At 70.7% G+C, this 19385-nt stretch carries 18 protein-coding genes; 10 read left to right on the top strand and 8 right to left on the bottom strand.

Translation table 11 applies throughout. From position 1 onward, the window contains the following. The first annotated feature begins 170 nt into the window (after positions 1-170). Entirely contained in the window at positions 171-1670 is a 1500-nt protein-coding gene (locus ACFLIM_RS15200) for an RNA polymerase sigma factor (protein ID WP_393165669.1), read from the top strand. Positions 1671-1781: 111 nt separating this feature from the next. On the opposite strand, the gene ACFLIM_RS15195 is transcribed toward ACFLIM_RS15200, so the two are convergent. Genes ACFLIM_RS15195 through ACFLIM_RS15170 form a run of 6 tightly spaced genes read right to left on the bottom strand, consistent with a single transcriptional unit; the run spans position 1782 to position 8004 of the window. Then, a complete protein-coding gene (locus ACFLIM_RS15195) occupies positions 1782-2948 on the bottom strand; it encodes a lipid-transfer protein (protein ID WP_393165668.1) in 1167 nt (388 codons plus the stop codon). A 14-nt stretch (positions 2949-2962) separates the two neighbouring features. Next, a complete protein-coding gene (locus tag ACFLIM_RS15190; protein WP_393165666.1) occupies positions 2963-3355 on the bottom strand; it encodes a MaoC family dehydratase in 393 nt (130 codons plus the stop codon). Beyond that, positions 3352-4257, bottom strand: a complete 906-nt coding sequence (locus ACFLIM_RS15185) for a bifunctional MaoC family dehydratase N-terminal/OB-fold nucleic acid binding domain-containing protein (RefSeq protein ID WP_393165665.1) — start codon at positions 4255-4257, stop codon at positions 3352-3354. The genes ACFLIM_RS15190 and ACFLIM_RS15185 overlap by 4 nt, the downstream gene beginning before the upstream one ends. Next, on the bottom strand, positions 4254-5408 hold the full coding sequence (locus ACFLIM_RS15180; protein ID WP_393165663.1) for an acyl-CoA dehydrogenase family protein: 1155 nt from the start codon (positions 5406-5408) through the stop codon (positions 4254-4256). Before ACFLIM_RS15180 ends, ACFLIM_RS15185 begins: the two co-directional genes overlap by 4 nt. After that, positions 5408-6406: an acyl-CoA dehydrogenase family protein gene (locus ACFLIM_RS15175; protein ID WP_393165661.1), complete on the bottom strand. Its 999-nt coding sequence runs from the start codon at positions 6404-6406 to the stop codon at positions 5408-5410. Before ACFLIM_RS15175 ends, ACFLIM_RS15180 begins: the two co-directional genes overlap by 1 nt. After that, complete coding sequence (locus ACFLIM_RS15170; RefSeq protein WP_393165659.1) at positions 6406-8004, bottom strand: AMP-binding protein; 1599 nt, start codon at positions 8002-8004, stop codon at positions 6406-6408. Before ACFLIM_RS15170 ends, ACFLIM_RS15175 begins: the two co-directional genes overlap by 1 nt. A gap of 187 nt (positions 8005-8191) precedes the next feature. Between ACFLIM_RS15170 and ACFLIM_RS15165 the strand changes: the two genes are divergently transcribed. The 6 genes from ACFLIM_RS15165 to ACFLIM_RS15140 all read left to right on the top strand — a co-directional run bounded on the left by ACFLIM_RS15165 (position 8192) and on the right by ACFLIM_RS15140 (position 14120). Next, on the top strand, positions 8192-8845 hold the full coding sequence (locus tag ACFLIM_RS15165; RefSeq protein WP_393165657.1) for a TetR family transcriptional regulator: 654 nt from the start codon (positions 8192-8194) through the stop codon (positions 8843-8845). 224 nt (positions 8846-9069) lie between these two features. Then, positions 9070-10005 carry an NADP-dependent oxidoreductase gene (locus ACFLIM_RS15160; protein ID WP_393165655.1) on the top strand — a complete coding sequence of 312 codons (936 nt, stop codon included), beginning with the start codon at positions 9070-9072 and terminating at the stop codon, positions 10003-10005. Between the two features lie 202 nt (positions 10006-10207). Next, positions 10208-11185, top strand: a complete 978-nt coding sequence (locus tag ACFLIM_RS15155) for a sigma-70 family RNA polymerase sigma factor (protein ID WP_393165653.1) — start codon at positions 10208-10210, stop codon at positions 11183-11185. A gap of 41 nt (positions 11186-11226) precedes the next feature. Continuing rightward, a complete protein-coding gene (locus ACFLIM_RS15150; protein WP_393165651.1) occupies positions 11227-12342 on the top strand; it encodes a steroid 3-ketoacyl-CoA thiolase in 1116 nt (371 codons plus the stop codon). 49 nt (positions 12343-12391) lie between these two features. After that, a complete protein-coding gene (locus ACFLIM_RS15145) occupies positions 12392-13414 on the top strand; it encodes an MBL fold metallo-hydrolase (RefSeq protein WP_393165649.1) in 1023 nt (340 codons plus the stop codon). Positions 13415-13439: 25 nt separating this feature from the next. Further along, on the top strand, positions 13440-14120 hold the full coding sequence (locus ACFLIM_RS15140; RefSeq protein ID WP_393165647.1) for a FadR/GntR family transcriptional regulator: 681 nt from the start codon (positions 13440-13442) through the stop codon (positions 14118-14120). A gap of 1 nt (position 14121) precedes the next feature. Here ACFLIM_RS15140 and ACFLIM_RS15135 read toward each other — a convergent pair whose 3' ends face one another. Further along, positions 14122-14847, bottom strand: coding sequence for an SDR family oxidoreductase (locus ACFLIM_RS15135; RefSeq protein ID WP_393165645.1), 726 nt, complete (start codon positions 14845-14847; stop codon positions 14122-14124). Positions 14848-14949: 102 nt separating this feature from the next. Here ACFLIM_RS15135 and ACFLIM_RS15130 point away from each other — a divergent pair, with 102 nt between their 5' ends. Then, a complete protein-coding gene (locus ACFLIM_RS15130) occupies positions 14950-15801 on the top strand; it encodes a helix-turn-helix transcriptional regulator (protein ID WP_393165643.1) in 852 nt (283 codons plus the stop codon). A gap of 22 nt (positions 15802-15823) precedes the next feature. On the opposite strand, the gene arfA is transcribed toward ACFLIM_RS15130, so the two are convergent. Further along, positions 15824-17320, bottom strand: a complete 1497-nt coding sequence (gene arfA / locus ACFLIM_RS15125) for an arabinosylfuranosidase ArfA (RefSeq protein ID WP_393165641.1) — start codon at positions 17318-17320, stop codon at positions 15824-15826. Positions 17321-17401: 81 nt separating this feature from the next. On the opposite strand from arfA, the gene ACFLIM_RS15120 reads away from it, so the two are divergent. Both ACFLIM_RS15120 and ACFLIM_RS15115 read left to right on the top strand, forming a co-directional pair. Beyond that, positions 17402-18418: a LacI family DNA-binding transcriptional regulator gene (locus ACFLIM_RS15120; RefSeq protein ID WP_393165639.1), complete on the top strand. Its 1017-nt coding sequence runs from the start codon at positions 17402-17404 to the stop codon at positions 18416-18418. Between the two features lie 9 nt (positions 18419-18427). Beyond that, positions 18428-19375, top strand: a complete 948-nt coding sequence (locus ACFLIM_RS15115; RefSeq protein ID WP_393165637.1) for a DNA polymerase ligase N-terminal domain-containing protein — start codon at positions 18428-18430, stop codon at positions 19373-19375. Positions 19376-19385 lie beyond the last annotated feature (10 nt).

Genomic DNA, 19385 nt, shown 5'->3' with positions numbered 1-19385 from the left:
AACGTTTCACTGACCTGGATATTCACATGAAATCCGGATCTGGTAGTGCGCCGGACCAGGGTGTGTTGGCATGATTACCCACACAATCGTCAAACGCGTCTTCTTCATCCCCAGCGATGAACTTGAGTCACCCTCAGCGTCCCGCACAAACAGCAAGAGGATCCGGCCCCGTGTCTCAGCCGCTCACCGGTCAGCGCCCGCGCGCAGAACTGATCGCGGAGCTCTACGACCGTCATGCCACCGGGCTGTTCGCGTACTGCGCTGACCAGCTCGGCGACCTCGGCTCCGCGTCCGACGTCCTGGTGTCCGTGCTCACCAGCGTCCCCGACGGCGAGCCGCCCCGTGCCGCCATCTACGCGTTCGCCCGCCGCGAGATCCACCGGCGGGACATCGTCTACTCGCCGCCCGCCGTCGACGCGCTCATCGACCCGGCCTCCGCGCTCGTGGAGCGCACCCTGCGGGAGTTGCGCCCGCACCAGCGCGAGGTGCTGGTGCTGTGCACGGTCTGCGGGCTGAGCAAGGCCGAGCTGGCGTGGGTGCTCGACGTCGCGCCGGACACCGCCGCGGAGCTGGCGGTGGGGGCGGGGCACCAGTTCAGGCAGTCGCTCGGGATGGCGCTGCTCGGCCTCGGTGCCCGCGTGACCAAGCCGGCGGCGGACGTCTACGGCGCGCTGGGCATCGCGCCGCTGCGCGACGTGCTCTGCCGCCTGCCGTGGCCCGAGCCGCCCGGCGGGTTACGCATCCACTTCGCGGGTTCCCGTACGGCCAGCCCCGGGCCGCTGTTCGTCAAGCCGCGCTGGCCTGGCCCGCCGGTCTGGCCGCAACCGCTGGCGGAGGCCGATCCGGCGACCAGCACGGTGATCTTCCCCGCCGAGCTGCTGACGCCGCCCGCACCTTCGCGGGTCGCCGAGCACGAGGCGACCACGGCCCCGATGCCCAAACTCCGCAACCGCCTGGACCCACTGGGCCCGGGCGTGCCGCTCAGGGACCCGCTGGGGTCCGCCCGGCCACTGCGGGACCCGCTGGCGGCGCTGGACGCCGCAGGGCCCTTCCCGCCCGGGCAGCCGCGGACGCCCGCGCCGGGGGAGCCTGCGTTCTTCCTGGCGGCACCTCAAGGGGCGGAGCCGTTCGCGACCGGCGATGTGATCCTGCCCAGGGACGCGGGGGAGCCGTTCGCGACCGGCGACGTGCTGCTGCCCAGGGACGCCCCAGGACCGTCCCTTACGGGCGACGTGCTGGTGCACAAGGGCCCCGCCCGTCCCCTCCGCTGGCAGCCGCAGCGGATGGAGGAGACGGCCCGTGAGGCGGCGGCACCGCTGTTCCAGCCCCGCACCCAGCCCGCGGAGCCGCAGTTCCGGAACGGACCCGCGGCGGCGCAGTCCCGCGCCAAGCCGGCGGAGCCGGTCTACCGCCTCCCGCAAGCCGAGGACGGCCCACCGGGCGAGGACGGGCCCACCTTCCTGACCCCGGAGCCCTCCCTACTGGCCCCGCGCCCGGTCCGCGCCCGGCCACCCACCAAGAGAAAGCCGGAGTACACGGCCCGGCCGCAGAAGGCACACCGGCGCACGGACCGCCACTTCGACTGGGCCTGGGAGGTGATCGGGTTCCTGGTGTGCGTGGCGATCGCGATGATCGTGTTCTTCTCCGTCCCCATGTTCATGCACCCGTGAGAAGAGGCGTTCTTCTACCGCGGAGCAAAGCCCCCGCGGGGGGCACACCCCCCGCGACCCCCCCAAAAACAAGGAAGAGGCGTTCTTCTACCGCGGAGCAAAGCTCCGCGGTCAGCCGGTCGAGAGGATCAGGCCGCTCGTCGGTACGCCCGTACCCGCCGTGACCAGGACGTTCGTGACGCCGGGTAGCTGGTTGGCGGCGGTGCCCCTGATCTGGCGGACGGCCTCCGCGATGCCGTTCATGCCATGGATGTAGGCCTCCCCGAGCTGGCCCCCGTGTGGGTTGACGGGGAGGCGGCCGTCCAGTTCGATGCCGCCGTCCCTGAGGAACTCCGGCGCCTCGCCACGGCCGCAGAAGCCGAGCTCCTCGAGCTGGGCCAGGACGAACGGGGTGAAGTGGTCGTACAGGATGGCCGTTTGGATGTCCTTCGGCGACAAGCCCGACATCTCCCAGAGTCGGCGACCGACGACGGACATTTCCGGGAGGCCGCTCATGTCGTCGCGGTAGTAGCTGGTCATCATCAGCTGACCGGCTCCCGAGCCCTGGGCCGCCGCGGTGATCACGGCGGGGGATCTGCGCAGGTCGCGGGCGCGTTCGGCGGAGGTCACGACCAGGGCCACCGCCCCGTCGCTCTCCTGGCAGCAGTCGAGCAGGTGCAGCGGCTCCACGATCCACCTGGACGCCTGGTGCTCCGCCAGCGTGATCGGCCGCCCGTGGAACCAGGCCGCCGGGTTGGTGGCCGCGTGCCTGCGCATCGCCACCGCCACCCGGCCGAAGTCCTCCGACGTCGCTCGGTACTCGTGCATGTAACGCCGCGCGAACATGGCCACCCACGCCGCGGGCGTCATCAGCCCGTACGGCACGTGCCAGCTCATCTCCAGCCCCTGGGAGGTGGGCTCGCCGGTCAGCCGGGCGTTCGGCTGGCCGAAACGGCGGCCGGAACGTTCGTTGAAGGCCCGGTAACAGACCACCGTCGTGGCCAGGCCCGTCGCCACGGCCATGGCCGCGTGGGCCACGGTCGCGCAGGCCGCGCCGCCGCCGTACTCGACCCGGGAGAAGAACGTCAGGTCGCCGACGCCCACCTCCCTGGCCACGGCGATCTCCTGGTTCGAGTCCTGGCTGTAGGTGACCAGGCCGTCCACGTCGCCGGGCGACAATCCCGCGTCGTCCAGCGCCGACAACACCGCCTCGGCGGCCAGCCGGAGCTCCGACCGCCCTGACTTCTTGCTGAACTCGGTGGCCCCGATGCCCGCGATGGCCGTACGCGCCCGCAACACCCTCTGTTCTCCTTCTAGGTCCGAGGAAGGGTCAAGGTGACGGTGCCGGTGGCATGGTCCCCCAGGCTCACCCGGCCGCGTACCTCGACCGTGAACAGGCCGCCCGCACGCGAGACGACCGTCCCGGTGAAGCTCAGGCGGTCGCCCGCGTACGCGGGGACGCCGAGCTTGACCTTGATGCCCTGGATGACGGCCTCCGGGCCCGCCCAGTCGGTGACATAGCGCTCGACCAGGCCCATGGTGGTCAGGATGTTCAGGAAGATGTCCTTCGAGCCCTGGGCCCTGGCGCCCTGGGTGTCGTGGTGCACCGGGGTGAAGTCCATGGTGGCCAGCGCCGTCGAGACGACCACGGTGGGTGTGAGGTCGATGGACAACTCCGGGAGCACCGAGCCTTCGGACGGCATCATGCCTCCCCCGGCGCCCACATCGGGAGGACCAGCCGGTCGTCCATCGAGCGGTACGTCACGCGCAACGGCATACCGATGACCACCTCCTCGATCGGGCAGTCCACGACGTTGCCGACGATCCGTACCCCTTCGGGCAGTTCCACCACCCCCACCACGAACGGCGTCTCGCGGCCCGGCACGGGTGGGTGGTGGTACACGACGTAGCTGTAGAGGGTTCCTTCGCCGGTCGCGACCGTGTGGGCGCGGTTGACCGAGCGGCAGTGGGGGCACAGGGGGCCCGGCGGGTGGCGTAGCTCGCCGCAGTCGGCGCAGGTCTGGATGCGCAGCTCACCCTGCTGGACGCCCTCCCAGAAGAACGCGGTGTCCTGGTTGATCGCGGGCTGCAGCGGGTACGGCTCGGCGGCCGTCCTGTCCGCTGGGCTCGGTGGGCGAAATTTCAGGACTCGGAAGAGCATTTCCGCCACGGGCTCGTCGTCCTCGCTGTACCAGGTGACGTTCCAGGTGGCGAAGTACCCCACGCCCAGCGCCGTCCTCTTGGGCCCCGCCAGATCCGAGAACCTGGTCGCGGGGATGAGCCGCTCGCCGACGCGCGCGTACCGGTGGTACGTCTGCTCGCAGTTCGTCGCCACCACCCCCGTGTACCCGTTGGCGTTGAGCGCGGCCATCAGGTCGTCCACCGGCGAACGGTCCTTGGCCGGGGGGCGCAGGCCCTGCATGGTCCACACCTGGGCCATCGCGGGCGGCGCGAGCCCCTTTTCGAGGTACGCCGGGTTCGCGTCCCCCATGGCGGTCAGCCAGTGCCTGATCATGGGCACGTTCACGGGATCGGGCGCCGGGGTGCCGCGTACCTCGCCCAGCGCCGCCTGCTTGCCCGCGAGCTCATGCAACTCCTCGTGGGTCATCGGGGCGGCCTCGGGAGGCTCAGGCCGAGCATCGCGATCAGCTCCCGTTGCACCTCGTTCACCCCGCCGCCGAACGTCAGCACCACCGCCCCCTTCACCCCGTGATCCACACGGTCGAGCAGCTCGGCCGTCTCCGGGTCCGACGGGTCGCCGTACCTGGCCAGAATGTCGCCGAAGATCCTGCCGACCTCCTGCATGCGTTCGGAGCCGTAGATCTTGGTGGCGGACGCGTCGGGGGCGCCCAGCCAGCCGAGGTCCATGTTCGCGGCCACCTGCCAGTTCAGCAGCTCGTTCGTACGGAAGGCCACCCACACCCGCGCGAGCGCCCGCCGCACGTCCGGGTTCTCCGCGAGCCCGGTGCGGCGCGCCCAGGCGAGGAAGCGGTCGTACGTCTGGCCGAGGTTCCCGGCGGGGCCGAGCGTGACACGTTCGTGGTTGAGCTGGTTGACGATCAGGTCCCAGCCCCGGTCCACCTCGCCGACCACCATGTTCACCGGTACACGCACGTCGGAGTAGTACGTGGAGTTCGTGTGGTGGCGGCCGTCCATGGTGACGATCGGAGTCCAGGAGAAGCCGGGGTCGTCCGTGGCGGCGATCATCATGGTGATGCCCTTGTGCTTCTTGGCCCCGGGATTCGTGCGGGCGGCGAGCCAGACGTACTGGGCGTAGTGGGCGCCGCTGGTGAAGATCTTCTGGCCGTTGACGACGTAGTGGTCGCCGTCGAGCACCGCCGTCGTACGCAGGGAGGCCAGGTCGGTGCCGGCCTCGGGCTCGCTGTAGCCGATCGCGAAGTGGCACTCTCCGGCGAGGATGCGCGGCAGGAAGAGGTCCTTCTGCTCCTGCGTGCCGTACTGCATGAGCGTCGGGCCCACCGTCTGCACCGTGATGATCGGGTACGGGACGCCCGCCCGGGCTATCTCATTGGCGAAGATCTGCTGCTCCAGGGGGCCGTAGCCGCCTCCGCCGTACTCCTTGGGCCAGCCGAGGCCCAGCTTCCCGTCACGGCCGAGGCGGCGGCAGTGTTCCATGTACGCCTCGCCGAACGGGTCTTCGGCGATCTTCCTGCGGTCCTCTCCGGTGAGGCAACCCTGGAAGTATTCGCGGAGTTCGTCACGGAGTGCGCGTTGGCCGGCGGTCAGGTCGATCAGCATCAGACGAGCGCTCCGATCAGGTCGAGCTGGGCGTCGGCGCCGCCGAGCAGCTGGGACAGGTGCTTGGCCTGCGCGAAATAGCGGTGCAGCGGATAGGTCACGTCGAGCCCGAGGCCGCCGTGCAGGTGCTGGCAGGTGTAGAGGGCCTTTACGGCCTCGCTCACGTGGTACGCGGCCAGCGCCAGGTCCCGGTCGGCCTCGAGGCCCTCGCCCAGCCGCCAGACCGCCGACCACATGGCCACGTCCAGCGCCCGCCCGGCGATGTAGACGTCGGCGATCTGCATCGTCACCGCCTGGAACTCGGCCAGCGCCCGGCCGAACTGCTTCCTGCCCTTGATGTACGCGGTGGTCAGCTCCAGCGCCCCGGCCAGCACGCCACTGGCCTGGGCGGCGACGGCGGCCATGAACAACTGCCCGGCCCCGGTGACCGCCTCGGACCCGGCCACGCGCTCGGCCGGAGTGCCGTCGAGCACGATCGTGGCGGCGGGCTCGCCGGTGGAGGTGAACTCGGGAGTCGCCGGAGGTGACTCCACCACGAACAGTCCCTCGTCGGCCGTGACCAGCACCGGCGCACCGGGATACGGCACCGAGACCTTGCGTCCCGTCAACACCCATCCGTCGCCCTCGGCCCGCGCGCTCGTCAAGGGCGGATCGGCCAAGGCCCGGCCGGGCTCGCGGAGCGCGACGGTGGCCCGGCCGCCGCCTTCGTCCGGTCCGCCGGTGAAGCGGCGCTGCTGGTCAAGCGTGCCGTAGCGAGCCAGGACGAGGGTGCTCACCAGCGTGGGCAGCGCGGTCACCGGCGCCGCCCGCGCCCCCACCTCGCGCAGCACCACGGCCATCTCCACCGGACCGAGCCCGGCCCCGCCCGCCTCCTCGGGAACGCAGACGCTCAACAGCCCGGCCTGCCACATCCGGTCGCCGGCGTCGCCTTCCCTGGCGAGGACCTCGGCTGCCAGCTTCTTCAGGTCCTGCTGGGTTTCGTCCAGGTTGAAATCCATCACCGCTCCAGTAGGTGTTGCCTGCCGTGCCGTACGAACTGCTCCTCGATCCCCTTGACGTCCGCGTCCGTCAGCGGCCGGAGCCCGGCGGCGGTACGCCACCAGACCGGGTCGGCGGTGCGCCAGCCGTCCCGGGCGAGCAGCCGTTTGATGACCTTGTGCGAAGGCGTCAGGGGCAGCTGATCAGAAAGGCGGATATAGCGGGGTAAGGACTTGGCGCCCAGATCGCGGCGGGACGCCAGGAAGGCGGTGAACGCGTCCGGGTCGAAGGCCCCCTCCAGGACGAGCGCCGCCATGACCTGGTCACCGGCCGCCGCGTCGGGCACCGGATACACCGCCGCCTCCACCACCCCGGCGAACTCCCGCAGCGCCGCCTCGATGGGGGCGACGGCCAGGTTCTCGCCGTCCACGCGCAGGCGTTCGGTGCCCCGGCCGGCGAAGAACACGTAGCCGTCGGCGTCCATGTAGGCCAGGTCGCCGGACCAGAACGTACCGTCCCTGATCCGCTCGGCGTCCGCCTCCGGGTCGTTGTAGTAGCCCTCGAACAACCCGAGCCCGGCCGTGTTGACCAGCTCGCCGACGGCCTCGTCCGGGTTGAGCAGGCGGCCGTGCTCGACGCGGCCCGGCGGGCAGGGCCGTCCGGTGAACGGGTCGAGAATCCGTACGCCCTCGGGCAACCTGCCGAGGCAGCCCGGCGGGCCCGAAGGGTCGGGGGTGAGCGAGATGGCCGTCTCGGTGGAACCGAAGGCGTCGATCACCTGGCACCCGAACCGCTCCCCGAACCTCCTGATCGCCACCGCGCTGCCCTCGTTGCCGAACGCGATCCTGAGCGGGTTGCCGGCGTCGTCGGGGCGTTCCGGGGTGGCCAGGACGTAGGAGAGCGCTTTGCCCACGTAATGCAGGTACGTGCCGCCGTACCGTCTGATGTCGGGCAGCAGCCCCGAGGCCGAGAACCGCCGCCGCACCACCAGCGCCGCCCCCGACGCGACGGCGGGAGCGTAGGCGGCCATCAGGGCGCCGGAGTGGAACAGCGGCATCGAGCAGTAGACGACGTCGTCGGGCGTGAGCAGCGCCGCCAGGCTCACCCCGGGCACGGCGATCTTCCGCTGCGTGATCCGCACGGCCCGGGGACGGCCGGAGGTGCCGGACGTGAAGATCAGCATCACGAGGTCCGAGGGCTCGGCCGGATCCACGGCGCCCGACGGTTCCGACGTCACGGCGGAGAGGGGCATCGCCTCCACCCCCAGCGCCTCGGCCACCGGCCGGGCGACGTCGGCGTAGGGAGCGTCCGCCAGCAGGAGGGCGACGTCGGTCGCGCGGGCGTCGCGGATCAGCTCGTCGACCGACCGCGTGGGGTTCAGCGCCACGACCACGTGCCCGCCCAGCGCCGCCCCGCCCACCAGGAAGACCAGCTCCGGAACGTTCTCGCTGAGCACCCCGATATGCGATCCCGCGCCCCGCCCGGACAACCAGGCAGCGGCGGCGCGGCAGGCGGCGACGTGCTCGCGCCACGACCACACCGTGCCCTCGAACATCAGCCCAGGTCGATCGTCCTCGGCCCGGGCGAGAAGCAGGGACGCGAGGGTGTTCGCAGTCATCGCTCCTCCAGCAAGCGCTAGGTCAGCCGATTCGCAAACTAGAACACATTCTAATATCTGTCCAGTAGCCACCCATGCCGACAAGTCACGTCATATGCCGGTAACGCCGTAGACATGGGCCGATACGGCTCGTTTGTGACCCGCGAGTAACAAGCCGCGTTATCGAGAAATCAGATAACGTGTTCTTATGCGTACCCCGCACGCGACAATCGCCGCGCCCTCCAGCGACACCGAGGGGACCATGGAGACCCACGCCACGCAGCCGGGCGGGCACAGCGTCCGTACGCGCAGCCAGCACCAACGCCGCAAGCGCATCGTCCAGGCCGCGGCCGCGCTGGCCTCGCGCGGCGGGGTCGAGGCCATGCAGATGCGCACGGTCGCCGAGCGCGCGGGTGTGGCGCTCGGCACCCTCTACCGCTACTTCCCCTCCAAGATGGACCTGGTCGTGGCGGTGGTCGGCGAGGAGATCGACCTCCTCGAAAGCAGCATCGAGCGCCGGCCGCCCGGCGCCGCCACCCCGTCGAGCCGCGCGGTGGACGTGCTGATGCGGGCCACCCGGGGGCTGATGCGCGAGCCGGAGCTGGCCGACGCGCTCATCCGGTCGCTGATCATGGCGGAGGTCCAGACCCCGTTCGGCGACCGCATGACGGGGCTGTTGCTGCGCGTCTCGGCCGAGGGCCTGTCGATCGAGCAGGCCAGCGAGGCGCAGCTCGACCTCGCGGGGTCGCTGGCCAGCGTGTGGGTGCAGGAGCTGCTGGAGATGCTGCGCGGCCGCCGTACCTATGATCAGATCCAGCGTCGCATCGAGACCGCCGCCGCGAGGCTTCTCACCGACATCTGAAACCATCATCTTTTACGCTGCGCACGGGCATGCCACCCGCCGTAGACGGCTGAGGGCCCTCCAGGAAACGGCCGCTGACCCTTCAGTGGCAGGCCGCCGTTACGGTGCGCACAGTGAGCCCCCTAAGTGGTGATCCGTTGGACGCATGGCCCAATCTTTGCGCATCATGACCTTTGGGCCACTCGCGCATCAAGTTCGGGCCGAGCAGGCTGTATCGCATGAAGATGAACGCGATCAGTCAGGACGCCCTTGGCGGCCCGGAAGTGCTGAAGCTGGTGCAGGTGGACAAGCCGGCCCCCGGGCCGACCGAGGTGCTGGTGCGGGTGGAGGCGGCCGGGCTCAACCCGACCGACTGGAAGATCCGGAAGACCGGCGGCATGACACGGATGCGGCCGCCGTTCGTGGGCGGGTACGACGTCTCCGGCGTCGTCGAGGACTCGGGCATCGGGCAGGCGCTCTACAAGCCGGGCGACGAGGTGTTCGGCATGCTGAAGTACCCCCAGGGGCACGGCGCGTTCGCCGAGTACGTGACGGCGCCGTCCCGGCACTTCGTACGCAAGCCCGCGGGCGTCGACCACGTGCAGGCCGCCGCGATCCCGCTGGCCGGGCTGACCGCCTGGCAGGCGCTGGTGGACGTGGCCGGGGTGCAGGACGGCCAGCGCGTGCTCGTCCATGCCGCGGCGGGCGGGGTGGGGCACCTGGCGGTGCAGATCGCCAAGGCGCGCGGGGCATACGTGATCGGCACGGCCAGCGCCCCCAAGCACGACTTCCTGCGCGGTCTGGGCGCCGACGAGCTCGTCGACTACCGGACCGAGGACTTCGCCGAGGTGGTGCGGGACGTGGACGTGGTGATCGACACCATGGGCGGCGAATACGGGCCACGCTCGCTGCGGACCATGCGCGGCGATGGCACGATCGTCTCGCTCGTCCTCTCGCTCGAGATCCTCCACGCCAAGGCGGCCGAGCTGGGCATCCGTTCGGAGAGCATGCTGGTCGAGCCGGACCAGGCCGCGATGCGGGCGCTGGCCGCGCTGATGGAGGCGGGCCGGCTGCGGGCGGAGATCGCCGCCGTCCTGCCACTGGCGGAGGCGGCCAAGGCCCACGAGCTCGGCGAGACCAACCGCACCACCGGCAAGATCGTCCTCACCGTCCCCCACTGAGCCCTGCCGCGAGCCGCCCTCGCCACGCCCCTGTGCAGGCGAGGGCGGGTTTCGCTCGCTCAGTGGCCCGCGGTGAGGCAGAGCTCCTTGGAGCGATCCGCGTTCATCGTGATTCCCCTCGTTCGTAAATGGTTCGCCCTTATCGACCGGCGAAGGGTAAAAAACTCATCGGTTTGTCGGTGGCGGCGTCTATACAGGGGGTATGAGCGACAAGCCAACCAACGAGGACTTCCTCCGGCTGGCCGATCCAATGCGGCGTGAGTTGCTGGCGCACTGCTACCGCATGATGGGGTCGGTGCACGACGCCGAGGACCTCGTCCAGGAGACGTACTTCCGCGCGTGGCGGGCCTACGACGGCTTCGAGGGGCGTTCCTCGTTGCGTACCTGGCTCTATCGCATCGCCACCACCGCGTGCCTGACCGCGCTGGACAGCCGCAGCAGGCGGCCGTTGCCGACCGGGCTCGGCGCGCCGAGCCTGGAGGCGAGCGCGCCACTCGTGCAGGACACCGAGGTGCCGTGGCTGGAGCCCGTGCCGGACACACTGGCGGGCGCGGGCACCGCCGACCCCGCCTCGATCGTGACCTCGCGCGAGAGCATCAGGCTCGCGCTCATCGCCGCCCTGCAGCACCTGCCGCCCAGGCAGCGGGCGGTGCTGATCCTGCGTGACGTGCTCAGGTGGAAGGCCGCCGAGGTGGCCGAGGCGGTCGGCACCTCAACCGCGGCCGTCAACAGCAGCCTGCAGCGCGCCCGCGCCCAGCTCAACGAGGTGTCGCCGAGCCTGGACGACCCCGTGGAGCCGCTGTCGCAGGAGCAACGGGCCCAGCTCGACCGCTATGTGGCGGCGTTCGAGAACTATGACATCGACAGCCTGGTGCACCTGTTCACGAAGGACGCGGTCTGGGAGATGCCGCCGTTCGTCGGCTGGTATCAGGGGCCGGACACGATCGTGCAGCTCACCAAGACGCAGTGCCCCGCCAAGGGCCCCGGCGATCTCAAACTGGTCCCGATCGCGGCCAACGGGCAGCCGGCCTTCGCCATGTACTACCGCGGGGACCAGTTCGCGATCATGGTGGTGACGTTGTCCGGAGATCAGATCAGCCACGTCGGCATGTTCTTCGAGGAGAAGCTGTTCGGCACGTTCGGGCTGCCGGCGACGTTGGAGGGTTCCGCACCAAAGTAGAACGCGTTACAGTCGCGCCAGCGCATCTTTTGGAGGCGACTGTGGGCACACCAGTGATAGTCGAGGCTGTACGGACCCCCATCGGCAAACGGGCGGGCTGGCTGGCCGGGCTCAAACCGCAACAGGTTCTGGCTACCGCGCTGAACGGGCTCGTGCGGCGCTCGGGCATCGATCCGGCGGTCGTGGACCAGGTGTTCGCCGGGTGCGTGACCCAGGCGGGCGAGCAGGGCGGGCACGTCGGGCGGCATTCGTGGCTCTATGCCGGGCTGCCGTACCAGACGGGGGTCACCACGGTGGACGCGCAGTGCGGGTCGTCGCAGCAGGCGGTGCACCTGGCGGCGGCGCTGGTCAGCGCAGGAGTGATCGAGGTCGGCGTCGGCTGCGGCGTCGAGGTGATGAGCCGGGCGCCGCTCGGGAGCAACGTGTTGCCCGCGCGGCCGAAGCCGGACGACTGGAACATCGACCTGCCCGACCAGTTCACCGCCGCCGAGCGGATCGCGCGGCGGCGCGGGCTGACGCGGGAGCGGCTCGACTGGCTCGGGGCGCGGTCGCAGCGGCTGGCGGCCAAGGCGTGGGCCGACGGGCGGTTCGAGCGGGAGATCGTCCCCGTCGGGGACGTGCGCAGGGACCAGGGACTACGCGAGACGACCGTGGAGAGCCTGGCCGGGCTCAAGCCCGTGGCGGAGGGCGGCCTGCACACGGCCGGCACGTCGTCGCAGATCTCCGACGGCGCCGCCGCCGTGCTGGTGATGAGCGAGCAGGCGGCTCGGCGGTACGGGCTGCGGCCCCGGGCGCGCATTCTGGCGCAGGCGCTGGTCGGGGCGGAGCCGTACTACCACCTGGACGGGCCCGTGGACGCGACGGCCAAGGTGCTCGCGGCGGCCGGGATGACGATCGGCGATCTCGACAGGTTCGAGGTGAACGAGGCGTTCGCGTCGGTCGTGTTGTCGTGGGCCGGCGTGCACGAGCCCGACTTCGACCGCGTGAACGTGAACGGCGGCGCCATCGCGCTCGGCCATCCGGTGGGCGCCACGGGCGCGCGGCTGATCACCACGGCGCTGCACGAGCTCGAACGCTCCGACTCGGCGACCGCGCTGGTCACGATGTGCGCGGGCGGGGCGCTGGCCACGGCCACGATTCTGGAGCGGATCACCTGATCGGGTATTCGGATCCGGTGCTCGGCGCTCCTTACCGATCGGGGGGTACATGAAAAGCAGACGCAGGCCGTATGCGGAGCAGCGGCCGCAGGATCTCGGCGGTGGCGTGTGGAGCGTGCCGGTGCCGATTCCCAGCAATCCCTTGGGCTACACGCTCGTCTACGCCGTCGAGTCGCCCAAGGGACCCGTGCTGGTCGACGCCGGGTGGAACCATCCGGACGCCTGGGAAGCGCTCAGCGGCGGGCTCGCGGCGCTCGGGATCGACGTGACCGCGGTGAGCGGGGTGGTCGTCACCCATTTCCATCCGGATCACGCCGGGCTCGCCGGGCAGGTCAGGGACGAGTCCGGCGCGTGGATCGCCATGCACGAGAGCGACGCGGCGCTGGTCAGGCTCATGACCGAGTACGCGGCCAGCGAGCACGACGGCTTCCAGTCCGACATGCTCAGGCGGGCGGGGGCCGATCCCGGCGAGGTACGGCAGGTGATGGGGGCCAGGCCCGCGCCGCCCGCCCTGCCCGACCGCGAGCTGCGCGACGGCGACCTGGTGGACCTGCCGGGGCGCAAGCTGCGGGCCGTGCACACGCCGGGGCACACCCCCGGGCACATCTGCCTGCACCTGGAAGACGCGGACCGGCTGTTCACCGGTGACCACGTGCTGCCCGACATAACCCCGCACGTCGGGATTTATCCCTATGACAGGGACGATGTCGATCCATTGGGTGATTTCCTGGAATCCTTGGACCGGGTCGGCGAGTTGGGTCCCCTCGACGCGCTGCCCGCACATGAGTGGATATTTCCCGATGTGGCCGCGCGGGCCGCCCAGATCCGCCACCATCACGAGGAGAAGCTCGAACGGCTGCTCGCCCTCCTGGTCCAGCGGCCGGAACCGCTGACCATCTGGGAGGTCGCCGCGATGATGACGTGGAACAGGCCGTGGGACGCCCTGGCCCCCGTGCTGAGAGGCATGGCGGCCGGAGAGGCCGCCGCCCATCTGCGCACCCTGGAGGCCAGAGGCCGGATCCGCCGCCTCTCAGGTGTCGATCCCGTCCGCTTCCAGGCTCTAGACTCCTAGACATCCGATGTCTAGGGAGAAGAGCGTGGCGGTCACCGACGCGGCCATCGACAAGATCAAACAGATGATCCTTTCCGGGGAGCTGGCCCCCGGTGACCGGCTGCCGAAGGAGGCCGACCTCGCCGAACGGCTCGGCCTGTCACGCAACTCGCTGCGCGAGGCCGTACGCGCGCTGTCGTTGATCAATGTGCTGGACGTGCGGCAGGGCGACGGCACGTACGTCACCAGCCTGGAGCCCCGCCTGCTGCTCGACACCATGTCGTTCGTGCTCGACCTGCACCGCGACGACACGGTGATCCAGTTCTTCGAGGTCAGGCGCATCCTGGAGCCGGCCGCGACGGCGCTGGCGACCGAGCTGATGAGCAATGCGGAGATCGACGAGCTGCGGGTGATCCTGGAGTCGTTGCCCGACGAGCCCACGGTCGAGGAACTGGTGGCCAACGACCTGAAGTTCCATCAGCGGATCGCGCAGGGGTCGGGCAACAGCGTGTTGAGCTCGTTCATCGACAGCCTGTCGGGTCCGACCACGCGGGCGCGGATCTGGCGCGGGCTCACGCAGGAGGGGGCGATGGAGAAGACGCGGGAGCAGCACACCGCGATCTACGAGGCAATCGCCGCCCGCCAGGCCGACGTCGCCCGCTCCTGGGCCACCGTGCACGTGGCGGGCGTGGAGTCGTGGCTGCGCAAGGCGCTGGAGCTCGACTGATTCACCACGGATAGGTGCCGCCCTGCTCGCTCAGGAAGACGCCGGTCGGGCCGTCGTCCGGCACGATGGCCAGGCGGGCGACGTGCTCGCCGCCCTCGTCGGCGCTCAGCACGCCGCGGAAGCCGTTGAGGTCGGTGGCGCAGAATCCGGGCGACACCGCGTTCACCTTGATCGGCGTGTCCCGCAGCTCCTCGGCGTACATCAGGGTGACGGCGTTCAGCGCGGCCTTGGAGGAGTTGTAGCCGAGCAGCGTCGCGTACGGGCGCAGCTCCGGGTTGGGGGCGGTCAGGAAGGCGACCGTGCCGAGGCCGCTGGAGACGTTCGCGATGCGGCCGGCCGGCGATTTGCGCAGGAGCGGGAGCATGGCGTTGGTGACGGCGACGACGCCGAGCACGTTCGTCTCGTAGACCTCGCGCAACATCGCGACCGGCAGCTCGCTCGGCTTGCGGTCCCGGCCACGGGTGATCGCGGCGTTGTTGATGAGGAGGTCCAGGCGGCCGAACTCCCGGTCGATGTAGGCGGCGGCCGCCTCCACGGTGTCCAGGTCGGTGACGTCCAGGCGGACGAAGCGGGCGTCCAGCCCCTCCGCCGCCAGCTCGGAGGCGGCCTTCGTGCCCCGCTCGGGGTCGCGGGCACCGACAAGCACGATATTTCCGGACTTGCCCAGTACGCGGGCGGTGGCGTACCCGATGCCCTTGTTGGCGCCGGTGATGAGTGCGATGTTCATGCTCCCAGCGTGGCCGGGGTCCGGCGCGGGCGGGAGAGACCCGCCGAGCCTCGGATCGGCGGTCCCTGGTTACGGCGCCGCAGCTCAGGCATGCTGGAAGGCATGGACCGGATCAACAGGGCGGAGCTGGCGGCGTTCCTGCGCAGCCGCCGCGAGCTGGTGCGGCCGTCCGACGTGGGCCTGGAGACCGGCAAGCGCCGCCGCACCCCCGGGCTGCGGCGCGAGGAGGTCGCCCGGCTGGCCGGAATGTCCGTCGACTACTACGCCCGCCTGGAGCAGGCCCGCGGGCCGCGGCCGTCGCGCCAGATGCTCGGCGCGATCGCCAGGGCGCTGCGGTTGTCGGACGACGAACGTTCCTACCTGCACTACCTGACCGGCGAGCCGCCGGGACCGCCTCCCGGGCCGCCCCGCGACGTCCGTCCCGGCGTGCTGCACCTCCTCGACCGGCTGGACGACACCCCGGCGATGGTGATGGACGCCAAATACGACGTGCTGGCCTGGAATCCACTGGCCGCGGCGCTGATCACGGACTTCTCCGAGCTGCCCGCCGACGATCGCAACTTCATCTGGCGCTTCTTCAGCGACCCGCGGGCCAAGGCGCGCCACGATCCGGCAGGCTCGTGGCAGTTCGCCAGGGAGTCGGTGGCCGACCTGCGGGCCGCCACGGCCCGCTATCCGGACGATCCCGGCATCAAACGGCTCGTCGAACGGCTGCTGGCCGCCTCCGCCGAGTTCGCCGAATTGTGGGCCGGGCACGACGTGACGGTGCGCAGGTCCGCGCGCAAACGGCTCAACCACCCCACGGTGGGCTGGCTGGAGCTCGACTGCGAGGCGCTGCACGTGCCCGAGTCCGACCAGTGGGTCGTGCTCTACACCGCCGCGCCGGGGTCGCCGTCGTACGAGGCGTTGCGGCTGCTCAAGGTCATCGGTACGCAGGACCTCCAGCACTCTTGAACGGTCGGAGGACTCCCGCTCCTCATGAGAGCTTTCCCTGCACCAGATTGAACGAGACCGGCGGGAGCACCGCCTTGAGCTGTCCACCGTCGATCACTGCGCCGTCGAGCACGCGCGGTTCGACGCGGCGCGGGTCCCGCTCGGTGTTGCGCGCGGCGGTGTCGTCTTCGGCCACCGTGACGTGCGAGATCGCCGTCGCCCGCGGCAGGCCGCGCAGGTCGATCTCCAGCGGCAGAGGCTGGTCGCCGCGGTTCACCGCGAAGACCGAGAGCCGGTCGTCTTCCAGCGTGGCGGCGGCGACCAGCGCGGGCACCTCGCCGTAACGCTCGGTCGGCATGGTCGGGGCCGTGGCCTGCACGCGCAGGACCCGACCGCGGGCGTGGGCGGCGGTGAGCGCGAACGGGTGGAAGATCGTCTGCCGCCAGGCCGGGCCGCCGGGCTCGGTGCGGATCGGGGCGATCACGTTCGCGAGCTGGGCCTGGCAGGCGATGCCGACCCGGTCGGCGTGGTTGAGCAGGGTGATGAGCAGGCTGCCGACGACCGCCGCGCCCGCCACGTCGTACTCCTCCTCGATGATGCGCGGCGCGTGCGCCCAGTCCAGGCCGCTCTCGCCGCCGAACAGGCTCTGCGACCAGACGTTCCACTCGTCGAAGGAGACCTTGAGCCGCTTGCGGCTGCCCAGCTTGGCGGCCACGTGGTCGGCCGTGGCGATCACGCCCTCGATCTGCCGCTCCATCTCCACGGCCGAGGCCAGGTAGCCGGCCCGGTCGCCGGCCACCGCGTCGTAGTAGGAGTGCGCGGAGATGTAGTCGACCTGGTCGTAGCAGTGCTCCAGCACCGTCGCCTCCCAGGAGCCGAACGTCGGGATCCGCATGTTGGAGCTCCCGCACGCCACCAGCTCGATGCTCGGATCGACCCGCCGCATCGCCTTGGCCGTCTCGAACGCGAGCCGGCCGTACTCGGCCGCCGTCTTCCCGCCGATCTGCCAGGGCCCGTCCATCTCGTTGCCCAGACACCAGACCTTGATCCCGTACGGGTCCCGTACGCCGTGCTTGATCCGCAGGTCGGACCAGCGGGTGCCGCCCGGGTAGTTGGCGTATTCGAGCAGGTCGCGGGCCTCCCCGACGCCCCTGGTGCCCAGGTTGACCGCCATCACCGGCTCGGCGCGCACCTCGCGCAGCCAGGCCATGAACTCGCCCAGCCCGAACGCGTTCGTCTCAATCTGCCGCCAGGCGAGGTCAAGCCTGGTGGGCCGATCGGCGGCGGGGCCGACGCCGTCCTCCCATTCGTAGTTCGAGACGAAATTGCCACCGGGGTAGCGCACTGCCGTCACGCCCATTTCCCGCGTCAGCTCGATCACGTCGCGGCGCAGCCCGTCGTCGTCCGCGGTCGGGTGCCCCGGCTCGAACACCCCGGTGTACACGCACCGCCCCATGTGCTCGACGAACGATCCGAACAGCCGCCGTTCGACCGGCCCGACCTCGAACGCCGGGTCCAGGGTGAGCTTGGCGGATTCCATGGACAGTCCTCCTAAATCGGCTCAGCCCATCTATACATCGTTGTATTCAACGTTGTAAAGAAGTGCGTACACTTTGTCGTCATGGACAGACCTCGCGTCGGCCTCAAGGACGTGGCCCGGCTCGCCGGCGTCTCGGTGAAGACCGTCTCCAACGTGGTGAACGGCTACGTACACGTCACCCCGGCCATGCGGACCCGGGTCGAGGCGGCCATCAAGGAGCTCAACTACCGGCCAAACCTGTCGGCCAGGAACCTGCGGCAGGGCCGTACCGGGATCATCGCGCTGGCGGTGCCGGAGCTGGACATCCCGTATTTCGCGGAGCTGGCCAGGTTCGTGGTGGCCGCCGCCGACGAACGGGGGCTGACGGTGCTGATCGACCAGACCGGCGCCTCGCGCGAGCGCGAGCAACTCGTCGCCGAGGGGTTCCGCGCCCACCTGATCGACGGCCTGATCTTCAGCCCGCTGGCGCTGACGCCCGAGGACCTGGCCGCGCGCATGGACGAAACGCCGATGGTGCTGCTGGGCGAGCGGGTGTACGAGGGTCCGGCCGACCACATCGTGGTGGACAACGTGGCGGCGGCCAGGGAGGCGACCCTGCACCTGGCCTCGCTCGGCCGCCGCCGCATCGCCGCGATCGGCGCCCAGGACGACGTGGCGGCGGAGACGTCCCGGCTGCGCCTGGCGGGCTACTTCGAGGCGCTGGCCTCGGCGGGCCTGCCGGCCGACGACCGGCTGGTGGTGCACGTGGAGGCGTACCACCGGGCGGACGGGGCGCGCGCGATGGCCTCCCTGCTCGACTCCGGCCCGGCGCCCGACGCGGTCTTCTGCTTCAACGACCTGCTGGCCCTCGGCGCCCTGCGGACGCTGCTGGAGCGCGGTCACTCGGTGCCCGGGGAGGTGGCGCTGGCGGGTTTCGACGACATCGAGGACGGCCGGTACGGCACGCCCACCCTCACCACGATCTCCCCCGACAAGCAGTCGATCGCCCGCCAGGCGGTGAACCTGCTGGCGGCCCGCATGGCGAAGGGCCCGCAGGCCGAGGCCAGGGAGATCCGGGTGCCGTATCGGCTGGTGATCCGGGAGAGCACGAGCGGGTAGAACCGGTTTGTGTCCGACAAATTGTCGAAATACCGTGACAAGCGCGACGCTGAACGCACCCCCGAGCCCGTCCCCGACTCGCTCTCGTCCTCGGCCGACGGCAACGCGTTCGTCATCCAGGAGCACCACGCGCGGGCCCTGCACTGGGACCTGCGCCTGGAACGCGACGGCGTCCTGGTCTCCTGGGCCGTCCCCAAGGGCCTGCCCACCGACCCCGGCACCAACCACCTGGCCGTGCAGACCGAGGACCATCCGATGGAGTACCTCGCCTTCCACGGCGAGATCCCCAAGGGCGAGTACGGCGGCGGCACCATGACCGTCTGGGACACCGGCACGTACGAGACGGAGAAGTGGTCGGACCGCGAGGTCAAGTTCGTCCTGCACGGCTCGCGCGCCTCCGGGCGATTCGTCCTGTTCCGGACGCGCGGCAAGAACTGGATGATCCACCGCATGGACGCCGCGGCCCGCGACCCGTTCCCTCCCGCCGACCCCATGCTGCCCACTGAGCGGACGAAACCCCCTCGTGACGCCTCGGCCTACGCCTTCGAGTTCGCGTGGGGCGGCCGCCGCCTCCTGGTCCCCATCGAAGGGGGCCGCACCACGGCCGCCCGCGAGCATCCGTGGCTGCGGGGACTGGCGGAGTCGTTCGGCAGCCGCACGGCGGTGCTGGACGGGGAGCTCGCCACGCTCGGGGGCGCCGAGATCCTGGTCTTCTACGACCTCCTGTACGACGACGGCCACGCGCTGACCGGGGAGCCTTACACCGCCCGGCGGGCCGCCCTGGAGGCACTCGGGCTGGCGGGCGCCCACTGGCAGACCGCGCCTTCGTGGCCGGAGGACTTCGGCCCGGTACGGCAGGCGGCCCTCGAACAGGGCCTGCCCGGGGTCGTCGCCAAACGCCTCGACTCTCCGTACGAGCCTGGGGTGTCCAAGTCCTGGCTGTTCATCCCCTCCTGACCCACCCGAG

This window comes from Nonomuraea marmarensis, from assembly GCF_043197025.1.
GTDB classification, from domain to species: Bacteria; Actinomycetota; Actinomycetes; order Streptosporangiales; family Streptosporangiaceae; genus Nonomuraea; species Nonomuraea marmarensis.
Note: the sequence above shows the minus strand (reverse complement) of the source record. Positions and strands in the feature narration are given on the sequence as shown.